17 protein-coding genes are annotated in these 16,551 nt (G+C 45.5%); 2 read left to right on the top strand and 15 right to left on the bottom strand.

Features of this window, described 5'->3' with window-relative positions; genetic code table 11:
- Positions 1–6: 6 nt before the first annotated feature.
- The 6 genes from ACE04G_RS14590 to ACE04G_RS14565 all read right to left on the bottom strand — a co-directional run bounded on the left by ACE04G_RS14590 (position 7) and on the right by ACE04G_RS14565 (position 6,160).
- The gene (locus ACE04G_RS14590; RefSeq protein ID WP_076209123.1) at positions 7–282 is read right to left on the bottom strand and encodes a spore coat protein CotJB; all 276 of its coding nucleotides are present in this window, start codon (positions 280–282) and stop codon (positions 7–9) included.
- Positions 272–511 carry a spore coat associated protein CotJA gene (locus ACE04G_RS14585; RefSeq protein WP_449004117.1) on the bottom strand — a complete coding sequence of 80 codons (240 nt, stop codon included), beginning with the start codon at positions 509–511 and terminating at the stop codon, positions 272–274. The genes ACE04G_RS14590 and ACE04G_RS14585 overlap by 11 nt, the downstream gene beginning before the upstream one ends.
- Before the next feature lie 266 nt (positions 512–777).
- On the bottom strand, positions 778–2,130 hold the full coding sequence (locus tag ACE04G_RS14580; protein WP_449004118.1) for a hemolysin family protein: 1,353 nt from the start codon (positions 2,128–2,130) through the stop codon (positions 778–780).
- A 46-nt stretch (positions 2,131–2,176) separates the two neighbouring features.
- On the bottom strand, positions 2,177–3,313 hold the full coding sequence (gene yfkAB / locus ACE04G_RS14575; protein ID WP_339183614.1) for a radical SAM/CxCxxxxC motif protein YfkAB: 1,137 nt from the start codon (positions 3,311–3,313) through the stop codon (positions 2,177–2,179).
- Between the two features lie 221 nt (positions 3,314–3,534).
- Positions 3,535–4,656, bottom strand: a complete 1,122-nt coding sequence (locus ACE04G_RS14570) for an HD-GYP domain-containing protein (RefSeq protein WP_405131844.1) — start codon at positions 4,654–4,656, stop codon at positions 3,535–3,537.
- 73 nt (positions 4,657–4,729) lie between these two features.
- Positions 4,730–6,160: a bifunctional metallophosphatase/5'-nucleotidase gene (locus tag ACE04G_RS14565; RefSeq protein WP_449004119.1), complete on the bottom strand. Its 1,431-nt coding sequence runs from the start codon at positions 6,158–6,160 to the stop codon at positions 4,730–4,732.
- Between the two features lie 120 nt (positions 6,161–6,280).
- On the opposite strand from ACE04G_RS14565, the gene ACE04G_RS14560 reads away from it, so the two are divergent.
- Both ACE04G_RS14560 and ACE04G_RS14555 read left to right on the top strand, forming a co-directional pair.
- Entirely contained in the window at positions 6,281–7,027 is a 747-nt protein-coding gene (locus tag ACE04G_RS14560; RefSeq protein ID WP_449004120.1) for a molybdenum cofactor biosynthesis protein, read from the top strand.
- A gap of 123 nt (positions 7,028–7,150) precedes the next feature.
- Positions 7,151–8,200 (top strand): HD-GYP domain-containing protein, encoded by a 1,050-nt coding sequence (locus ACE04G_RS14555; protein WP_221823089.1) that lies wholly within the window; start codon positions 7,151–7,153, stop codon positions 8,198–8,200.
- A gap of 160 nt (positions 8,201–8,360) precedes the next feature.
- Here the strand turns inward: ACE04G_RS14555 and ACE04G_RS14550 are convergent, their stop codons facing one another.
- The 9 genes from ACE04G_RS14550 to ACE04G_RS14510 all read right to left on the bottom strand — a co-directional run bounded on the left by ACE04G_RS14550 (position 8,361) and on the right by ACE04G_RS14510 (position 16,286).
- Complete coding sequence (locus ACE04G_RS14550) at positions 8,361–8,501, bottom strand: hypothetical protein (RefSeq protein ID WP_017689533.1); 141 nt, start codon at positions 8,499–8,501, stop codon at positions 8,361–8,363.
- A gap of 150 nt (positions 8,502–8,651) precedes the next feature.
- Entirely contained in the window at positions 8,652–9,371 is a 720-nt protein-coding gene (locus ACE04G_RS14545; RefSeq protein ID WP_221823087.1) for a M23 family metallopeptidase, read from the bottom strand.
- Between the two features lie 204 nt (positions 9,372–9,575).
- Entirely contained in the window at positions 9,576–10,973 is a 1,398-nt protein-coding gene (gene sufB, locus ACE04G_RS14540) for a Fe-S cluster assembly protein SufB (protein WP_076209130.1), read from the bottom strand.
- A gap of 20 nt (positions 10,974–10,993) precedes the next feature.
- The gene (sufU, locus tag ACE04G_RS14535) at positions 10,994–11,425 is read right to left on the bottom strand and encodes a Fe-S cluster assembly sulfur transfer protein SufU (RefSeq protein WP_017689537.1); all 432 of its coding nucleotides are present in this window, start codon (positions 11,423–11,425) and stop codon (positions 10,994–10,996) included.
- Positions 11,415–12,635 carry a cysteine desulfurase gene (locus ACE04G_RS14530; protein ID WP_017689538.1) on the bottom strand — a complete coding sequence of 407 codons (1,221 nt, stop codon included), beginning with the start codon at positions 12,633–12,635 and terminating at the stop codon, positions 11,415–11,417. The genes sufU and ACE04G_RS14530 overlap by 11 nt, the downstream gene beginning before the upstream one ends.
- On the bottom strand, positions 12,632–13,936 hold the full coding sequence (gene sufD / locus ACE04G_RS14525; RefSeq protein WP_036609929.1) for a Fe-S cluster assembly protein SufD: 1,305 nt from the start codon (positions 13,934–13,936) through the stop codon (positions 12,632–12,634). The genes ACE04G_RS14530 and sufD overlap by 4 nt, the downstream gene beginning before the upstream one ends.
- Before the next feature lie 25 nt (positions 13,937–13,961).
- Positions 13,962–14,744 carry a Fe-S cluster assembly ATPase SufC gene (sufC, locus tag ACE04G_RS14520; protein WP_017689540.1) on the bottom strand — a complete coding sequence of 261 codons (783 nt, stop codon included), beginning with the start codon at positions 14,742–14,744 and terminating at the stop codon, positions 13,962–13,964.
- 379 nt (positions 14,745–15,123) lie between these two features.
- Positions 15,124–15,699: a DUF1802 family protein gene (locus tag ACE04G_RS14515; protein WP_221823083.1), complete on the bottom strand. Its 576-nt coding sequence runs from the start codon at positions 15,697–15,699 to the stop codon at positions 15,124–15,126.
- A gap of 125 nt (positions 15,700–15,824) precedes the next feature.
- Positions 15,825–16,286 (bottom strand): Dps family protein, encoded by a 462-nt coding sequence (locus ACE04G_RS14510; protein WP_221823081.1) that lies wholly within the window; start codon positions 16,284–16,286, stop codon positions 15,825–15,827.
- Positions 16,287–16,551: the final 265 nt, after the last annotated feature.

Below are 16,551 nucleotides of genomic sequence, written 5' to 3'. Positions count from 1 at the left end.
TAACGTTTATACCTGCCAAGGCCATGGTGTCTGGGACCACTCCCACGGATATTTCGAGAAGGCGTGACCAAAATTCATCAGCGGTCCATACAGCTGTTGAAACTCATGAGCTACCCGCATTCGCTCCTGGCTGAACTTGTTGTACTGCTCAATGCTTTGGAAGTCACCTGGATGGGTATCCAGGTACAGATTCAGTTCCACTAACACGAAGTCCAGCGCCTGAAGTTCTTCCAGCAACTCGTAGTATTTTGCATCACAGGCTTTCGGTGCTTCAGGTTCCATTTGCCTCCACCTTCCTCTCCTTTGACTTCTTGGATGTGTAAGGGCTATATAATGCAGGCCATAATGTTCCCAGTCTTAACGCTTCTGCCGGACTGTATTGCGGCCAACCCATGGGCTGGAACGGTATAAACAACTGCGGTGGAACAAGATACGTGCGGATTTCCATCGGTTTGCAAGGATCAAACGGCCCCACAAAAGGAGCATAGGCTCGAAGCTGTGGATCCTTCACTCGAAACGCCTCCTTCAACGATGTTTACGTGCATTCCCCATACCATTCAAACCATTGCTTCCCGTCTCTACATGTATATGTTTCAGTTCTACAGGTTAATCCCCATTTATCCAAACTTCATAAAGGAATTTCTCATGCCAACTTCACTCTCAATCAAAAAAGACCTTTGGAAGCACCTCTTACGGCACTTCCAAAGGTCTGTATTTCGTAAATGAGTAACATGTTCACACTTGCTCATCTCACTCATCTTCAGATTACTACAAAATCTATTCTACTGGTTTTTCTTCCGAATTCATGTCTTGAGGAACAGATTGTTTGTACACTCGAACCCGGGTAATTCGCAAACGAGTGGACTCCTCCACTTCAAAGACGTATCCATTCAGCTCCCGAGTTTTGCCCTTGGCTGGACTACCTCCAAGCTCTTTAAACAGCCATCCGCCAATGGTATCCACTTCTTCATCCTCAATGATGGCTCCGGTCCACTTATGAACTTCTTCAATAAGCGAACGACCATCAATGGAAAACGAATCACCACTGCGTTCCATATGTGGACGCTCATCCTCAAATTCGTCATACAAATCTCCAACGATCTCTTCCAGAATTTCTTCCGCAGTCAGCAATCCAGCTGTGCCGCCATATTCATCCACAACCAGCGTCATCTGAGAATGTTTCTTCTGCATCATACGCAGCACATGGCTGATTTCCATAGATTCAGGAACGTTTAAGATTGGACGAACAAGTGAAGCCAGATCATGTTGTTGCTCCGGTTTAGCCAGCAACAGATCAGTGATGTGTATGAATCCGATGATCTCATCCTTGTCTTCTACTGCAACAGGATACCGGGAATGTTTGGTTGCATTAATGATCTCCAGATTCTCTTCCAAAGACATATGCGTGTACAGACAATCCATGTCTGTACGTGGCAGCATCACTTCACGTGCCAGCATATCGGAGAAATCAAAGATGTTGTCCATCAGTTTGATCTCATCTTTATCGATGACACCACTTTTGGCACTCTGCTTCATCAGAATTCGAAGTTCATCTTCCGAGTGAGCTTCTCCTTCACTGGCAGGTTCGATACCTGCCAAACGCAGCAATGCATTGGCCGATACATTCAGTACCCAGATGAACGGGAAGAAGATTTTGTAGAACAACAGCAAGGGTGCAGATAAGAACAATGCCACTCCGTCTGTTTTTTGAATTGCCAACGATTTAGGCGCAAGCTCACCGAGCACAATATGCAGAAACGTAATGATACAGAAACCGATAATGACCGACACGGTCGAAATAAGCCCTGTATCTCCTACACCGAGCTTAAACATGAGAGGCTCAACGAGCAATTCAGAGATGGCTGGTTCTCCCAGCCACCCGAGTCCAAGTGATGTTAATGTAATCCCGAACTGAGTTGCCGATAGATAGGAATCCAGTTTACTATTCACCTTCAGTGCATAACCAGCCAAACGGTTTCCTTCACTCTGCAATTGAGTTAAGCGTGTCTGCCTTACTTTCACAAGGGAAAATTCCGCTGCAACAAATACGCCATTCAAAAATACGAGCAAAAAGACACAGACCAGATTAAATACCAGCTGTCCAAGATGAAATTCAGTATGAATATCCAAGTTGAAACTCCCCTTTTCTATCTATTTCAGGAATACACCTGGAATATCAACGTGTGATTGCCTTTCTCGATTTGAAATCCACACCCTTGTAATACATATCTGCCACTAGCAGGTTTGGTCCGCAACAGGATGCAATATCGCAATGGCAATTGACCGTTTGATTCAACGGATGTTCAGCTGACCATTCATGGAACACATCATCCAGTTTCCGATCACGAATGTTTCCAAACGCCGGGATATCCGCAAAATCCGTCACATACACATTACCCGTGAACATGTTGACGTTAACGCGGTTACGTCCGTCCGGATCGTTACGTACCGTCACATTTGGTTCGCTGTATAAACGGTTGATCAGTTCCCGATCCTGCTCTGCTGCACTGCACGCGAAGAATGGCAGGGTCCCGAATAACATCCACATATCTTTGTCACGCACATCAAGCAAACGATGAATCGCTGCTCTCATATGATCCAGTGATAACACGGGCAGTGACGAAGCAAAGTTCGAATTATACATCGGATGCACTTCATGACGGACACAGCCCATCTCACGAATCAATTGATGAATACCATCCAACTTGTCGTGCGTACGGAAATTAATCATCGATTCCGCAGAGATAAACATGCCTGCTTCACTCAGTTTGCGTGAATTTTCAATCATTTTCTCATACATTTTCACCGCTACTTCACGTTTCACAGGTCTGCCACTATTCGCAAATCCAACTTGATGGAAATCGTCAGCATTCAGATAGTTGAATGAGATATGCATAACGTCCAGATAAGGTAAAATTTGCTCATACCGGCTGATATCCAGCGTTAAATTCGAATTGATCTGGGAACGAATTCCACGTTCCTTGGCATATTTGAGCAGCGGGATAATCATCTCATCCACTGTTTTCTGGCTAAAGCTTGGCTCGCCACCCGTCAGACTAATCGTCTGCAGATGCTCCACTTCATCCAATCGTTTCAGCATCAGAGGGAGCGGAAGAGCCGGCGCCTCACGCATCGTAAGCATATCTCCCACGGCACAATGCTCACACCTCATATTGCACAGATGTGTCACGGTCATTTCTACACTGGTCAGCACATGGCGTCCATATGTACGCAGAGAACCGATCGGATCCCATGGATCATTCGTTGGCGATAAAGGCATCGGTTGTACCGATCCTGAGTTTAGCATGGTCATTGTTCTTCACCTTATTCCTTTTATTAACCTAAAAAGTTTTATTTACATCATACCTTGTGTTTCTCTTTTTGGAGTTATCTTTTATCATAGCACAATTTTGAATGCTTCGGCATACGTAGACCCTGTCCATTACATGACAAAAAAACGCTCAGGCAACTCTGGACCGAATTACGAAACGGCCCGGATATTGCGACATGAGCGCTAATCAACTTTCTAGTAGTTCAGCTTTCCACCTGTTCACTTTGAGCCACTGATGGTGTATCTTCCACACCCTCTACACCTGTGATCATCACAGACAGTGCTGTAGACAAGTTAATTTCATAAGGCGAAGATAAAGTCTGGCCGTCCGCATCTTTTAGAACACGGATAAGTGGACGTTGAGGAACACGTGAATGAATTGATGCAACTACCCCGACCTCTCCCGTACTGAGCTTGACTGAAATACCTACTGGGTATATCGCGACGCAATCCCTGAACTTCTCCAGCATCCGTTGTTCATAGAGGGTTCCTGAACCTGTATACAACACCTCTACTGCCTGATGCGGCAGCAAGGCTTGCTTGTACACCCGATTCGTTGTCATGGCATCATACGAATCAGCAAGCGCAATCCATTTGGCATATTCATGAATTTCCTTGTCTTTCAAACCAAAGGGATATCCACTTCCATCAATTCGTTCATGGTGCTGCAATGCACAATGCGCGGATAGAAGCGGTATACCTGGTTCATCTTTGAGAATACGGTGTCCATATGTAGTGTGCTGCTGAATGATTTTGAATTCCTCATCACTCAATCTGGAGGGTTTATGCAAAATTTCTGGTGTAATCTGTGTTTTGCCGATATCATGCAACAAAGCGCCCAGACCAATCTCCATTAACTGCTGGCGTGTGTAACCCGAAGCGACACCAAGAACCAGCGTGTACACACATACATTCAGAGAATGGTTATACAGGTCAAAATCGCTGGAGTTCATGTCCATCAGCATAATCATGGCTTCCTTTTGACTGCCGATGTCTTCCAGAATCGCATTCATCACACCACTAAGCGCCTTACCGAAATGAGGAATCCGATTTTTGGTTTTCAATCCTGACATACTCTGAAATTGCTGTTTGATCTCGACCAGTGCCTTCCTTCGGGTCTCTTCCTGCAACATTTCAGGAACGATGATGTCCTCTGTCGCAGCATCTTTAATATACACATAACCGACCCCGAGATCCTTAAGGCGTCCAATCAATCGACTGTTCAGCTCTACATCCTCACTAAGTAATACAAGGCCTTCTTCACTATAAATACGTTTCCCCAGCTTCATGCCAGGCTGCAATAAGTTTATATGTACTAAACGCACAGCCTATCCTCTCCCGCTCCGTAGATGTAATTACCACTAGCCGCCGCTTCAGCAGAAGGCAAGTACTTTAAATTTAGCTTTGATGCCAGCGGGCTCGCAGGCTGTCGTCCAGAGCCCCTGGTCGTTTTATTTCCGTTTCTAGCAAATCGCGTATGAATTCTGGAAGATGATAGAGCGTACGGGTTCCATGAGCAAGAGGAGGATACCCCACGTTGAACGTAAACATGTCCAGTGTCCCAACGATATACTCACATTGTTCGTCCATAGGCTCCCCATTGATGTATATGGTCTGGATCTTCTCATAGGCTGGCGCATGTGGATTGTATTGAACTTCCATTCCGTCCATACATAACGTGCCTAGAATATGACCACGAAAACCAAATCCCACAATGGGCTTACCTGAAAACTCGTCCAACAAGGACTGCTCAAGTGCTTCACGAATATGACTTCCACTCAAGCATATTGTACAAGCATTTATAGGAGATGGACATAGGGAATGCAACATTCCTTTTGTAATATTCCCTTGTGGAAGCTCTCCGAGAAGCTGACCTGCATTCACCAGAGACAGCTGTGCCCCCGTGAAATGACGGACAGCTTGTGCAAGCAATGTTGCAAACGGGGATTCCCGATCATACGTGATAGGCAGCACCCGATCCGTTATCACTGCCGTCTGATTGAGTGTTCTTTCGGCTTCCGTACGATTCGCAGCGATTGCCAGCGCAACCTGATCATCCAGTAACATACTCTTGGCAGCCATACAACCGCTACTTACCAGTTGGAGAGGTTCTCCCACATTTGTTCGTTCCAGAACCACTTTCCCAAGCCATTGGCCAAATTTCCCAGCCCCGCCCAGCACGGTCTGACCAATGACTAATGGCTCTTCGAGAACATGATGGGTATGCCCACCGAGAATAACATCAATTCCAGTAATCTGCTCCGCCAGTCTCCGATCTGTCGAAAGTCCCAGATGTGAAAGAATAACCACCACATCCACTTCATTACGTAATGCTTCCACTTGAACTTTTAATGATTCCACAGGGTCCAGAACATCCCACCCGAGCAGTTCGTAAAACGTGGTAAAAGGGGCCGTTGCCCCCAGCAGACCAACGCGAAATGGACCTTTCTCCACAATCAGAGAAGGTTTCATCCACACTGGTGCAAGTCCAGTATCTTGCTCCACAACATTGCCGCATACCACAGGACACAGAAGTCCAGCGTAGGACTGCGAGAGCTGATCTGGCGTAAAGGTTAGACCTTCGTTGTTACCGATTGTAATGGCATCGTAGCCCGTCAGGTTAATAACATCAACATTAGCCGTACCCAGTGTTCCTTCTGTGTCAACGGCCATCCGGTCCATATGATCGCCAATATCCAGTACTAGAAAGTTGCCACCTTGGTCACGTTCTTCATTAATCATAGCGGCGATGGTGCTCATGGAGCCGAAGTGGCTATGGATGTCATTGGTGTGCAGAATCGTTAACGTTTGCTTCTCCCTGGTGCTCATCACACCGCCTCCCCTGCTCTTCAATAAACGTTCATTCTTCTAATGGATAAGCATAACATTTTCCGCGTCGTTATGATATATTTAAAGGGTTTAGAGATCAAAAAGAGGTGAGTCATATCCATGAAATTGACAATTCAACTATTTGCAGGCATTGCAGAACGTTTAAATACATCCCTTCTGGAGTTTGAGTACATTGGAGACCTTCCAACCGCTGCCGATTTAAAAGAAAAATTGAGTCTGGCCTATCCAGAGGCAGCTTCTCAGATAAGGACATCTTTTTTGGCAGTTAACCAGCAGTACGCTCCTGCCGATACTATACTTAGCTCAGAAGATGAACTTGCGTTAATCCCTCCCGTCTCTGGAGGTGATGGTACGGATATATCCGATGAAAAGCTTCGCTCTACCGTTCCAGAACATCGGACTGAAGATGGCTTATTTCTGATCACAGAGTCCACCTTGTCCGTGGAAGCAACAACGGCGCTAGTGATTACCCCGAATCACGGGGCAGCTCTTACTTTTGTAGGTACGACTCGTGAAATGACTGGTGAACAGCGCACCGTCCATCTTGAATACGAAGCCTATGTGCCGATGGCTCTTTCTCAGATGGCTGCCATTGGTATGGAAATCTCCGATCGCTGGCCTGGTGTGTTATGTGCAATCAGTCACCGAATTGGCAAAGTGGATGTGGCAGAGATTAGTGTAGTCATTGCCGTTTCCTCGCCTCATCGCAACGACTGTTATGATGCAAGCCGTTACGCCATAGAGAGACTCAAACAGACCGTTCCGATCTGGAAAAAGGAAATTTGGGAAGATGGATCTGAATGGAAGGGACATCAATTAGGACCATGGAACCCCATGGAGAACTAAATAATGAGCCTTTACACCTTTTAGATTGAGTGGGTTAATAGTAAATAAGTCGTTGTCAACCCATTTTTTTCTTGTTATTATAATTATATGTGTCGATATTAGTCGAGAAAAGGTGGTTTATACGTGAGAGTGCATGTTACTGATCTTAAACCGGGTGACCTGTTAAAAAATGATGTATACAACAGTTCGGGTCTCCACATGCTGATGAAAGGTTCCACCCTCAGTGAAGATGACCTATCCAAACTGTTGCAACATGGAATCGAGTACGCAGATGTAGAACACACACCATCCGACCTACACTCTGATGCACAAACCTTACCTTCCGATCAGACCCGTCTGTTAACTAACTTGTTTAACGATACGATCAAAGGTACTGAATCTCTATTTCAACAAGCGATGGAGAAGGGTTTTATTGATGAGACACAGGTCGATGAGATTTTGTTTACCCTAACAGAACAGTTGGAAAAACAAAAAGATGTTGTCTCCTTGTTGCTTATGCTGGACGGGGAAAGCGATTATACGTACAACCATTCATTGCAAGTCGGAATGCTCGCTTTTTATATCGCCGGCTGGATGGGTTACAACCCCGAGGAATGTCTAACGGTAGCCAAAGCAGGATATCTTCATGATATCGGCAAGTCCAAGATTCCTTCTGAGATTTTACATAAACCTGGTAAATTGACCACGGAAGAATTTGACGAAATGAAGAAACACACATTCTATGGGTACGATATCATTAAAGAATCCACGCAGGATGAAATTCTGGCAATGGTTGCACTTCAGCATCATGAGCGCGAGGATGGAAGTGGTTATCCTCATGGACTTCGAGGGGACGAAATCCACCCATATGCCCGTATAACTGCTGTAGCAGACGTTTACAGCGCCATGACGACAAATCGGGTGTACCAGACCAAACAGGAACTGATCTCTGTTCTGTGTGAACTGTACAGTCTCAGCTTCGGTCAGTTAAACGGTGAAGCAACGCAGGAACTGATCAAGCATATGCTACCTAATTTTATCGGTAAAAGGGTTCTGCTCACCACGGGTCAGACGGGACTCATTGTCATGAATAATCCTGCGGATTATTTCCGACCACTCGTTCAGACCTCTACAGCCTTTATCGATTTAGCGAAAGAAAGAGATATTGCTATCGTTGAAATTTATGTACAGTAGTGGTGTAACAAGCCTATCTGTTCATTGTACTCAGCACACAGGATGGATACGAAGCAACAAACAGGAAGTAGCTTGAATAACCAACTCATAGGTTGGCATATGACAAAAGGGAAGCCGTAATCGGCTTCCCTTTTGTCTATTCCGATTCAATCATGTTGGATTACACGCAGAATGCTTTTGTGATGATAACCAACAGAATGAACAGTACCAAGATTGCACCAGTGTTTGTGAACATATTGTATCCGCCAACGCCGCCTACTCCGCCTACGTTGCCACCACAGCCATATCCTACTTCGCTCATGTGATTGCCTCCTCTTCATCAGGTATACCCTAACATATGACGTTTCCGGTGGAATGAACCGGGCGAACAGGCAACATTCGATAAATGGTTGTCTGTCTGCATCTACCTGAGTGGATCAGCCTTCTGTTACTCCCTGTTCTTTGCAGGAATCTATGTGTCGGAATCCGAATGAACCTGGATGCCTTTTTCCTTGCGGTACATGATAACAAGTAATCTCCAAAATTCATAACTGCCTTTGTCGTTCATAATAAACGGTCGATAATAATCAAATGCTTGCTGCGCCCATGCGGGACAATCCATATTGGAAAGTTGCTCCTGTTGCTGAATCCATCCCCCTTGAATCTCCAGCGTTTTCTGCATGGCTTCAAACATTTTCTTCTGCTCAGTGGTCATCGGCGGAGCCTCCTGTTCCTGAGATGCAGTTCCGTATTCGGCCTGTAGATACGCACCCGGTTCCGTCACACCCTCTTCGCTGGCTGTATACCCATAAGATGGTGCACTTGTTTTACGAATCTCATAATGTACATGCGGACCAGTACTCTGACCTGTGCTCCCCTGATTACCGACAAGCTGGCCTCGCTTCACCTGCTGTCCAACGCTTACAGCAATACGTGAAAGGTGCGCATAACAATGCAAGTAGCCACGATGATCCTGAAGGGCAACTGTAAGCCCGTAACCGCCGAATCCGGAGCCTGTAACTCCTTCGGAAGCAAAACGTACCCTACCTTCCATAAAGGCATAGACGGGGCCATTCCAGGGCTCTGTCACGAGATCGATTCCGCGGTGAAATGTCTGTCCACCATGAATAGGATGAATTCGATAGCCGAATGAACTTGTAATCCGATAGCCCTCGAAAGGGTTTACGCTCATACACTCACATCCTTTTCTATCATTAAATGCTTAAATCTATGAAATGGCTTGTGCTATTGGTCTTATTTTATTCCACAAAAATACCCCCTAGAGAGACTTTTTAAAAGTCTGCTCTAGAGGGTATTCGATCACTTGAAACTATATCTACTGCTTAACATCAGCAGCTAGGTTTAGCTTTACGGCTTCGAAAGGCGCTGCATTGGATTAGCCAATGGAGCCTTCCATTTCGAATTTGATCAATCTATTCATCTCAACGGCGTATTCCATTGGCAATTCCTTCGTGAATGGCTCAATGAAGCCCATGATAATCATCTGTGTTGCTTCCGCATCAGTCAGACCGCGGCTCATCAGGTAGAAGAGCTGATCCTCAGACACTTTGGATACTGTAGCTTCATGCTCCAGCATGATGTTATCATTCATGATTTCATTGTAAGGAATTGTATCCGATGTGGACTCATTATCGAGAATGAGTGTATCACACTTGATGTTAGATTTCGCGCCCTCAGCTTGACGTCCAAAGGAAGCCAAACCACGGTACGTTACTTTACCACCATGTTTACTGATGGACTTGGATACAATCGTAGATGTTGTATCTGGAGCCAAGTGGATCATTTTCGCACCTGCATCCTGATGCTGGTTTTTACCAGCTACAGCGATGGAGAGTACGGAACCTTTAGCTCCACGGCCTTTCAATACAACCGCTGGATATTTCATCGTCAGTTTGGAACCGATGTTACCATCGACCCATTCCATCGTTGCATTTTCTTCTGCAACCGCACGTTTCGTAACGAGGTTGTAGATGTTTGGTGCCCAGTTTTGGATCGTTGTGTAACGAACACGGGCATTTTTCTTACAGATGATCTCAACGACCGCACTATGCAGTGAGTTCGTGCTGTAGATTGGAGCTGTACAGCCCTCTACATAGTGAACGAAGCTATCTTCGTCGGCAATGATGAGTGTACGCTCGAATTGTCCCATATTCTCGGAGTTGATCCGGAAGTAGGCTTGCAGAGGCACTTCACATTTAACGCCCTTAGGCACGTAGATGAAGCTTCCTCCGGACCATACCGCACTATTCAATGCAGCAAATTTGTTATCTGCTGGCGGAATAACTGTTGCAAAATATTCACGCAGGATTTCCGGATGCTCTCTGAGAGCCGTGTCCGTATCCATGAAGATTACACCTTGGTCTTCCAATTCCTTTTGCATGTTGTGGTATACAACCTCGGACTCATACTGAGCCGATACACCTGCAAGGAACTTTTGCTCTGCTTCAGGGATACCCAATTTATCAAAGGTTTCCTTGATTTCGGAAGGAACTTCCTCCCATGTTTTACCTTGTTTTTCAGAAGCACGCACATAATATTGAATTTCATTGAAATCCAATCCGTCGAGATCTCCGCCCCATTTTGGCATTGGCATCTTTTCGAATTGTTTCAAGGATTTCAAACGGAATTCCAACATCCAATCCGGTTCATTCTTAATCTTGGAAATCTCGGTAACCACTTCTGCAGTCAGACCTTTACCGGTTTGAAAGATGGATTTGTGCTCGTCGCGAAAACCATATTTGTACTCTTCCATTTCTGGTGCTTTTTTAGCCATCTTGCTCTACCTCCCTATCGTTATTGTACTTTATTCTCTTCGTCAATCCCTTTGCGTAATGCATTCCAGGCCAGAGTGGCACATTTGATGCGTGCAGGGAACTTGTTCACACCGGATAGGGCTTCGAGATCTTCATAATCGTCGAAATCGACTTCTTCACCTTTCATCAGTGAGGAAAAACGGTTAGCGATATCGAGTGCCTGCTCCATCGTTTTGCCTTTGACAGCCTCTGTCATCATCGATGCAGAGGACATGCTGATGGAGCAGCCTTCACCCGTATATTTGGCTTCCTGAACGATTCCGTCTTTCAGCAAAATTTGCAGTGAAATCCGGTCGCCGCACGTTGGATTGTTCAAATTCACCGTGACAGCGTCATTATCAAATGTTCCGCGGTTACGCGGGTTTTTGTAGTGGTCCATTATAACACGTCTGTACAGATCATCAAGTTGCATCGCCAAAATACTCCTTTGTCTGGATTAAGGCGCTGACAAGCCGATCTACATCTTGTTCGTTATTGTATAGATAGAAGCTGGCACGAGCTGTTGAGCTAACTTCAAGCCAGCGCATTAGCGGTTGACAGCAATGATGTCCGGCACGAATGGCTACGCCACTCGCATCCAGCACAGTTGCCACATCATGTGGATGAACATCCCCCAGATTAAAGGTAACGACACCCACATGCCGCTTGGCTGGGCCATAGATGGTTAACCCATCGATCTCAGCCAGTCGTTCTGTTGCATAAGCTGCCAGCACACTTTCATGATGTGCGATCTCATCCATACCAATCTGCTCCAGAAAATCAATGGCAGCTCCCAACCCTACCGCACCTGCGATAATCGGGGTTCCACCTTCGAACTTCCAGGGAAGCTCTTTCCAGTTGGATTCGTACAGACCCACATCATCAATCATTTCACCACCGAACTCAATGGGTTCCATGGACTCCAGCAGCGCCTTTTTGCCGTAGAGTGCACCGATTCCGGTTGGTCCGCACATTTTATGACCGGATAATGCATAGAAATCACAGTCCAGATCCTGAACGTCCACCTTCATGTGAGGTGTGCTTTGTGCGCCATCAACAACGATGACAGCACCATTGCGGTGTGCAATTTCAGCAATTTGTTTCACTGGATGGATCAGACCCATAACATTGGATACATAAGCGATTGCTACAATTTTAGTATTGTTCGTAATCGTCTTCTCAACATCAGCCAATTCAATATGACCGTCAGGCTGAAGCGGAATGTATTTCAATGTTGCACCTGTCTCCTTGGCAACTTGCTGCCAAGGAATCAGATTACTATGGTGCTCCATTTGCGTGATAACAATTTCATCGCCTTCTTTGCAATTGGCGCGGGCGTACGATGAAGCCACCAGATTGAGGGCTGTCGTTGTCCCGCGAGTAAAGATAATCTCCTGTGTACGGCGGGCATTGATAAACTTGGCTACCTTCTCACGTGCGCCTTCGTAAGCGTCCGTTGCACGGCTTCCAAGGGTATGAACACCTCGGTGTACGTTGGAGTTCTCATACTCATAATAATGTTTGACTGCTTCAATCACAGCATGAGGCTTCTGTGAAGTTGCAGCACTATCTAAATATACGAGCGGGTGTCCGTTAATTTCCTGGTGGAGGATCGGGAACTGCTCGCGAATGGACGGGTTCATTGTCCCAGCTTCTTCTCAATCAGGGACTGCAATTGGGTGCGCAGTGCTTCCAGAGGAATATCCGCCACCACCGGAGCCAGGAAGCCATAGATGATCAGGCGTTCGGCATCCGTACGGTTAATTCCGCGCGACATCAAGTAATGAATCTGCTCGGCATTGACTTGACCAACAGAAGCAGCGTGACCTGCCGTTACATCATCCTCGTCAATAAGAAGGATTGGGTTGGCGTCTCCACGTGCTTTAGGGCTCAGCATCAATACTTTCTCTGTCTGCTGTCCATCAGCTTTGGTAGCGCCTTTCTCAATCTTCGTGATGCCGTTGATGATTGCAGAAGCTTCTTCACGCATAACTGCACGTGTAATCATCTGGCTTGGTGTATTCTTGCCGAAGTGACGAGCTTCTGTGGTGTAGTTGATTTTCTGTGAACCGGAACCTACAGCGATGACTTTGGAATCAGAACTTGATCCATTGCCTTTCAGCACGGTCATCGTGTTGCTCGCTGTGTCGCCATTGTTCATTTCACCTACAATCCACTCGATGGAAGCATCATTCTCCAACACTGCACGACGGAATGAAACATCAGTTACATTCACACTCAGTTGATGAACCGATGCGAAACGTACTTTAGCACCGGATTTTGCGAATACTTCCACAACACCATTATGGAAAACAGGTGCGGACAATTCGCCAGATACATAGTTATCAACATAAGTTACTGAACTGTTTGCTTCTGCAACTACAAGCACGTGAGGGGCAAACGTTGCAGATGCGTCGTCCGTAAGCAACACTGCTTGCAGTGGTACTTCGATTTCGACATTTTTCGGAACATACAGGAAGACCCCGCCATTCCAAAGTGCCGCATGTAATGCAGCGAGGGAATGCTCATCCGCTTTCACTGCTGTGTTCAGATATTGTTTTACCAGATCGCCATGTTCGCGAACCGCTGTAGCCAGATCCGTGAAGATAACTCCTTTTGCTGCCAGATCAGCAGACACCTTGGAGTATACCGTACCGGAATTGCGCTGGATAACCAGACTGCCCTCAGCTTGATCCTGAACCAGATCTTTGATAGAAGCAGGTACTTCTGTCAAAGAAGAAATGGCTTCACTTGTTTTATATGTTCCGTACTCGCTGACATTCCAGCGTTCGATTTTTTGTTTTTCCAGTTTAGGAAGCGCAAGCCCGCTCGCAAGCTTTAAAGCTTCAAGCCGCTGTTCGGTCAACCAGCCGGGTTCATTGTTGCTTTCCGACAAGGCGCGAAGCGCTTCAGATTCAACCGGAAGAATTGTTTGTGTAGTCATTAATTAATCCTCCTCCGTTTTGTCTTTACGCTTCTTGGCCTACAGTTTCGTCTGTAATTCCCAGCTCTGCCTTTACCCAGTCATACCCTTCCGCTTCCAGACGGTGAGCCAACTCAGGTCCGCCGGATTTCACGATACGACCTTGCATCATTACGTGAACATAGTCAGGCGTAATGTAGTTCAACAGACGTTGGTAGTGAGTGATGATCAGGAAGCCACGGTCTTCGCTCTTCATAGCGTTCACACCGTCAGCCACGATTTTCAAAGCATCGATGTCCAGACCGGAGTCAATTTCATCAAGTACTACGATTTTCGGATCAAGCAGCATCATTTGCAGAATCTCGTTACGTTTTTTCTCACCACCGGAGAAACCTTCATTCAGGTAACGGTGAGCGAACTCAGGATTCATGTCGAGTTCTTTCATTTTACCTTCCATTTGACGAATGAACTTGATCAGGGAGATCTCGTTACCTTCGCCACGACGTGCGTTAATTGCACTACGCAAGAAGTCGGAGTTTGTAACACCTGCAATTTCACTTGGGTATTGCATAGCCAGGAAAAGACCTGCACGTGCACGCTCATCTACAGCCATATCCAATACATCTTCACCATCAAGTGTAATTGTACCGTCTGTTACTTCATATTTAGGGTGGCCCATCAATGCAGAAGCCAGAGTGGATTTACCTGTTCCGTTTGGTCCCATGATTGCGTGGATTTCTCCACCTTTCATTTCCAGGTTGATGCCTTTCAGGATTTCCTTACCTTCGATCGTCGCTTTCAGACCTTCAATGACGAAATTCGTAGCCATGTGTATTGTTTCCCTCCATTGATTAAATTGATGTTGTTGTCGAAAAAGAAAAAGCGCCTATTATATCTGAACAGGGCTTCCCCTGAATTTCTCCTGTACTTGAATCTTTCAAAGCAAGAACACTTTAGAATAATTCTAAACTGATTCTCAATGATAATCAAGTCATTTCCTAAGAACGTTTGTCCCTTGCAGGAAACATTATTCTTTCTGATTCTATATTAAAAGACAAATTGAATCAAATTAGAAAACATCTTACTCACAAATGTACAGTGAGAAAAATCACAGCAATTCAAGCTTTTATGTCATCTGCTGTACACTAATCTAAAAAAAGGACTTATCCATATCATGGACAAGTCCTCCCGTTAAATAACGTTACTATTTACAATTTGAGCATCTCGTTAATCTTCTGTACCTGTTCGTCAAAATCCGCAACGTCCACCACCGGCGTCATTTCGCGCGGCACCGGACCATTCGGAATAGAAATCCATGAACGACAACCGTTATATTCAGGCAGTACGGGGATTTCCATCGGTTCTTTCAAAAGGTACACACGTAAAATCAATACATGGAGCGGATCTTTCCGTTTCCATTTCAAACGGTCTTCGGCAAAATCCGCTGTCCACATATGAAAGTCAAGAAGTCGATCCAGCATCTCCTGATCTCGTATCTCCAGATCCTGCGTTACTTCGGCATATGCAGTAATACGGATTGTAGAAGCTTCGGGCACCCATTCGGCCAGTGATTCTTCAACATAGGATTGATCCGAGGACTTAATCAGTTCTTTACGCTGATGTTCATAAGTCGGATACAGGTAAAACGCCGGACTTTTCAGCTCAAAATGTCGGGTTTCCTCTATGATTCCACCTTTGCGCATCACCATAATTTGGCGACCCGTTTCCAGTGCTTTGATTGCAGAAGCCCATTCTTTTAAAGCCGGTATCGTTGGTTCTAACATAAGCGGTTCCCTCCCCTATCGTTCTTGTCAGCAGTATAGACGCTCTGGGCGTTTCTGACAACATGATCGGGGATCAGGAAGCTTACGTAAGAAACATACTTATATTAGATTAAATCTTGGCTGTATTAACCCAAGAAAGAGCGAAGCATCCACATGTGTTTCTCAAGGTCAGCCTTGAAGCCTGTCAGCATATCGGATGTTGGTTGATCTTCAGCTGAATCTGCAACATCGATACCTTCCTGATATTCATTCGAAAGTGTAGCGAAGTCCTCGATCAGGTTTTGTACCATCGTTTTTGCGTCTTCTCCGCCTGCTGCTTCCTGAATAGAGGAAAGCTCCAAATACTCTTTCATTGTAGCCGCCGGGCTACCTTTCAGCGTAAGGATACGCTCTGCGATTTCATCCATTTGTACTGTAACTTCGTTGTAGAACTCTTCGAATTTCACATGCAATGTGAAGAAGTTAGGTCCTTTAACGTACCAGTGATAGTTATGGATTTTAACATACAATACGTTCAGGTTAGCTACCTGACGATTAAGTACTTGTTCCACCGATTTTGCTTGATCTGTTTTGTTTTTTGTAGCCATATTAATCCCATCCTTTATTTAAAATTAGTCTGTCATGCCATGATAAGCAGGTTGTCCCACAATGCATAACAGAGAGTTAATAATGTGTCACCACATGTAGTGGAGAGGCTTGTTAACGGCGTTTCTCTCAACCGTCCGGCCTATTTGTTTTTACCCTTGAACCGGAAGTTCGAATCAGGATCGACTTGACTTGTCTCAAAAAAAAGTTCAAAAACCGCGTTATTTCCGATATACTGACATATACCAAGCAAAGAAGTGGGTTTTC

It is taken from the genome of Paenibacillus sp. AGC31 (genome assembly GCF_057334655.1).
This window is presented reverse-complemented; position numbering and strand designations above follow the sequence as displayed.

Bases quoted from the DNA above. Each gene is read 5' to 3' on its own strand.
- ACE04G_RS14590 (WP_076209123.1), bottom strand. From the start codon at position 282: ATGGAACCTGAAGCACCGAAAGCCTGTGATGCAAAATACTACGAGTTG.
- yfkAB (WP_339183614.1), bottom strand. From the start codon at position 3,313: ATGACCATGCTAAACTCAGGATCGGTACAACCGATGCCTTTATCGCCA.
- ACE04G_RS14565 (WP_449004119.1), bottom strand. From the start codon at position 6,160: ATGAGCACCAGGGAGAAGCAAACGTTAACGATTCTGCACACCAATGAC.
- ACE04G_RS14560 (WP_449004120.1), top strand. From the start codon at position 6,281: ATGAAATTGACAATTCAACTATTTGCAGGCATTGCAGAACGTTTAAAT.
- ACE04G_RS14550 (WP_017689533.1), bottom strand. From the start codon at position 8,501: ATGAGCGAAGTAGGATATGGCTGTGGTGGCAACGTAGGCGGAGTAGGC.
- ACE04G_RS14545 (WP_221823087.1), bottom strand. From the start codon at position 9,371: ATGAGCGTAAACCCTTTCGAGGGCTATCGGATTACAAGTTCATTCGGC.
- sufB (WP_076209130.1), bottom strand. From the start codon at position 10,973: ATGGCTAAAAAAGCACCAGAAATGGAAGAGTACAAATATGGTTTTCGC.
- sufU (WP_017689537.1), bottom strand. From the start codon at position 11,425: ATGCAACTTGATGATCTGTACAGACGTGTTATAATGGACCACTACAAA.
- ACE04G_RS14530 (WP_017689538.1), bottom strand. From the start codon at position 12,635: ATGAACCCGTCCATTCGCGAGCAGTTCCCGATCCTCCACCAGGAAATT.
- sufD (WP_036609929.1), bottom strand. From the start codon at position 13,936: ATGACTACACAAACAATTCTTCCGGTTGAATCTGAAGCGCTTCGCGCC.
- sufC (WP_017689540.1), bottom strand. From the start codon at position 14,744: ATGGCTACGAATTTCGTCATTGAAGGTCTGAAAGCGACGATCGAAGGT.
- ACE04G_RS14515 (WP_221823083.1), bottom strand. From the start codon at position 15,699: ATGTTAGAACCAACGATACCGGCTTTAAAAGAATGGGCTTCTGCAATC.
- ACE04G_RS14510 (WP_221823081.1), bottom strand. From the start codon at position 16,286: ATGGCTACAAAAAACAAAACAGATCAAGCAAAATCGGTGGAACAAGTA.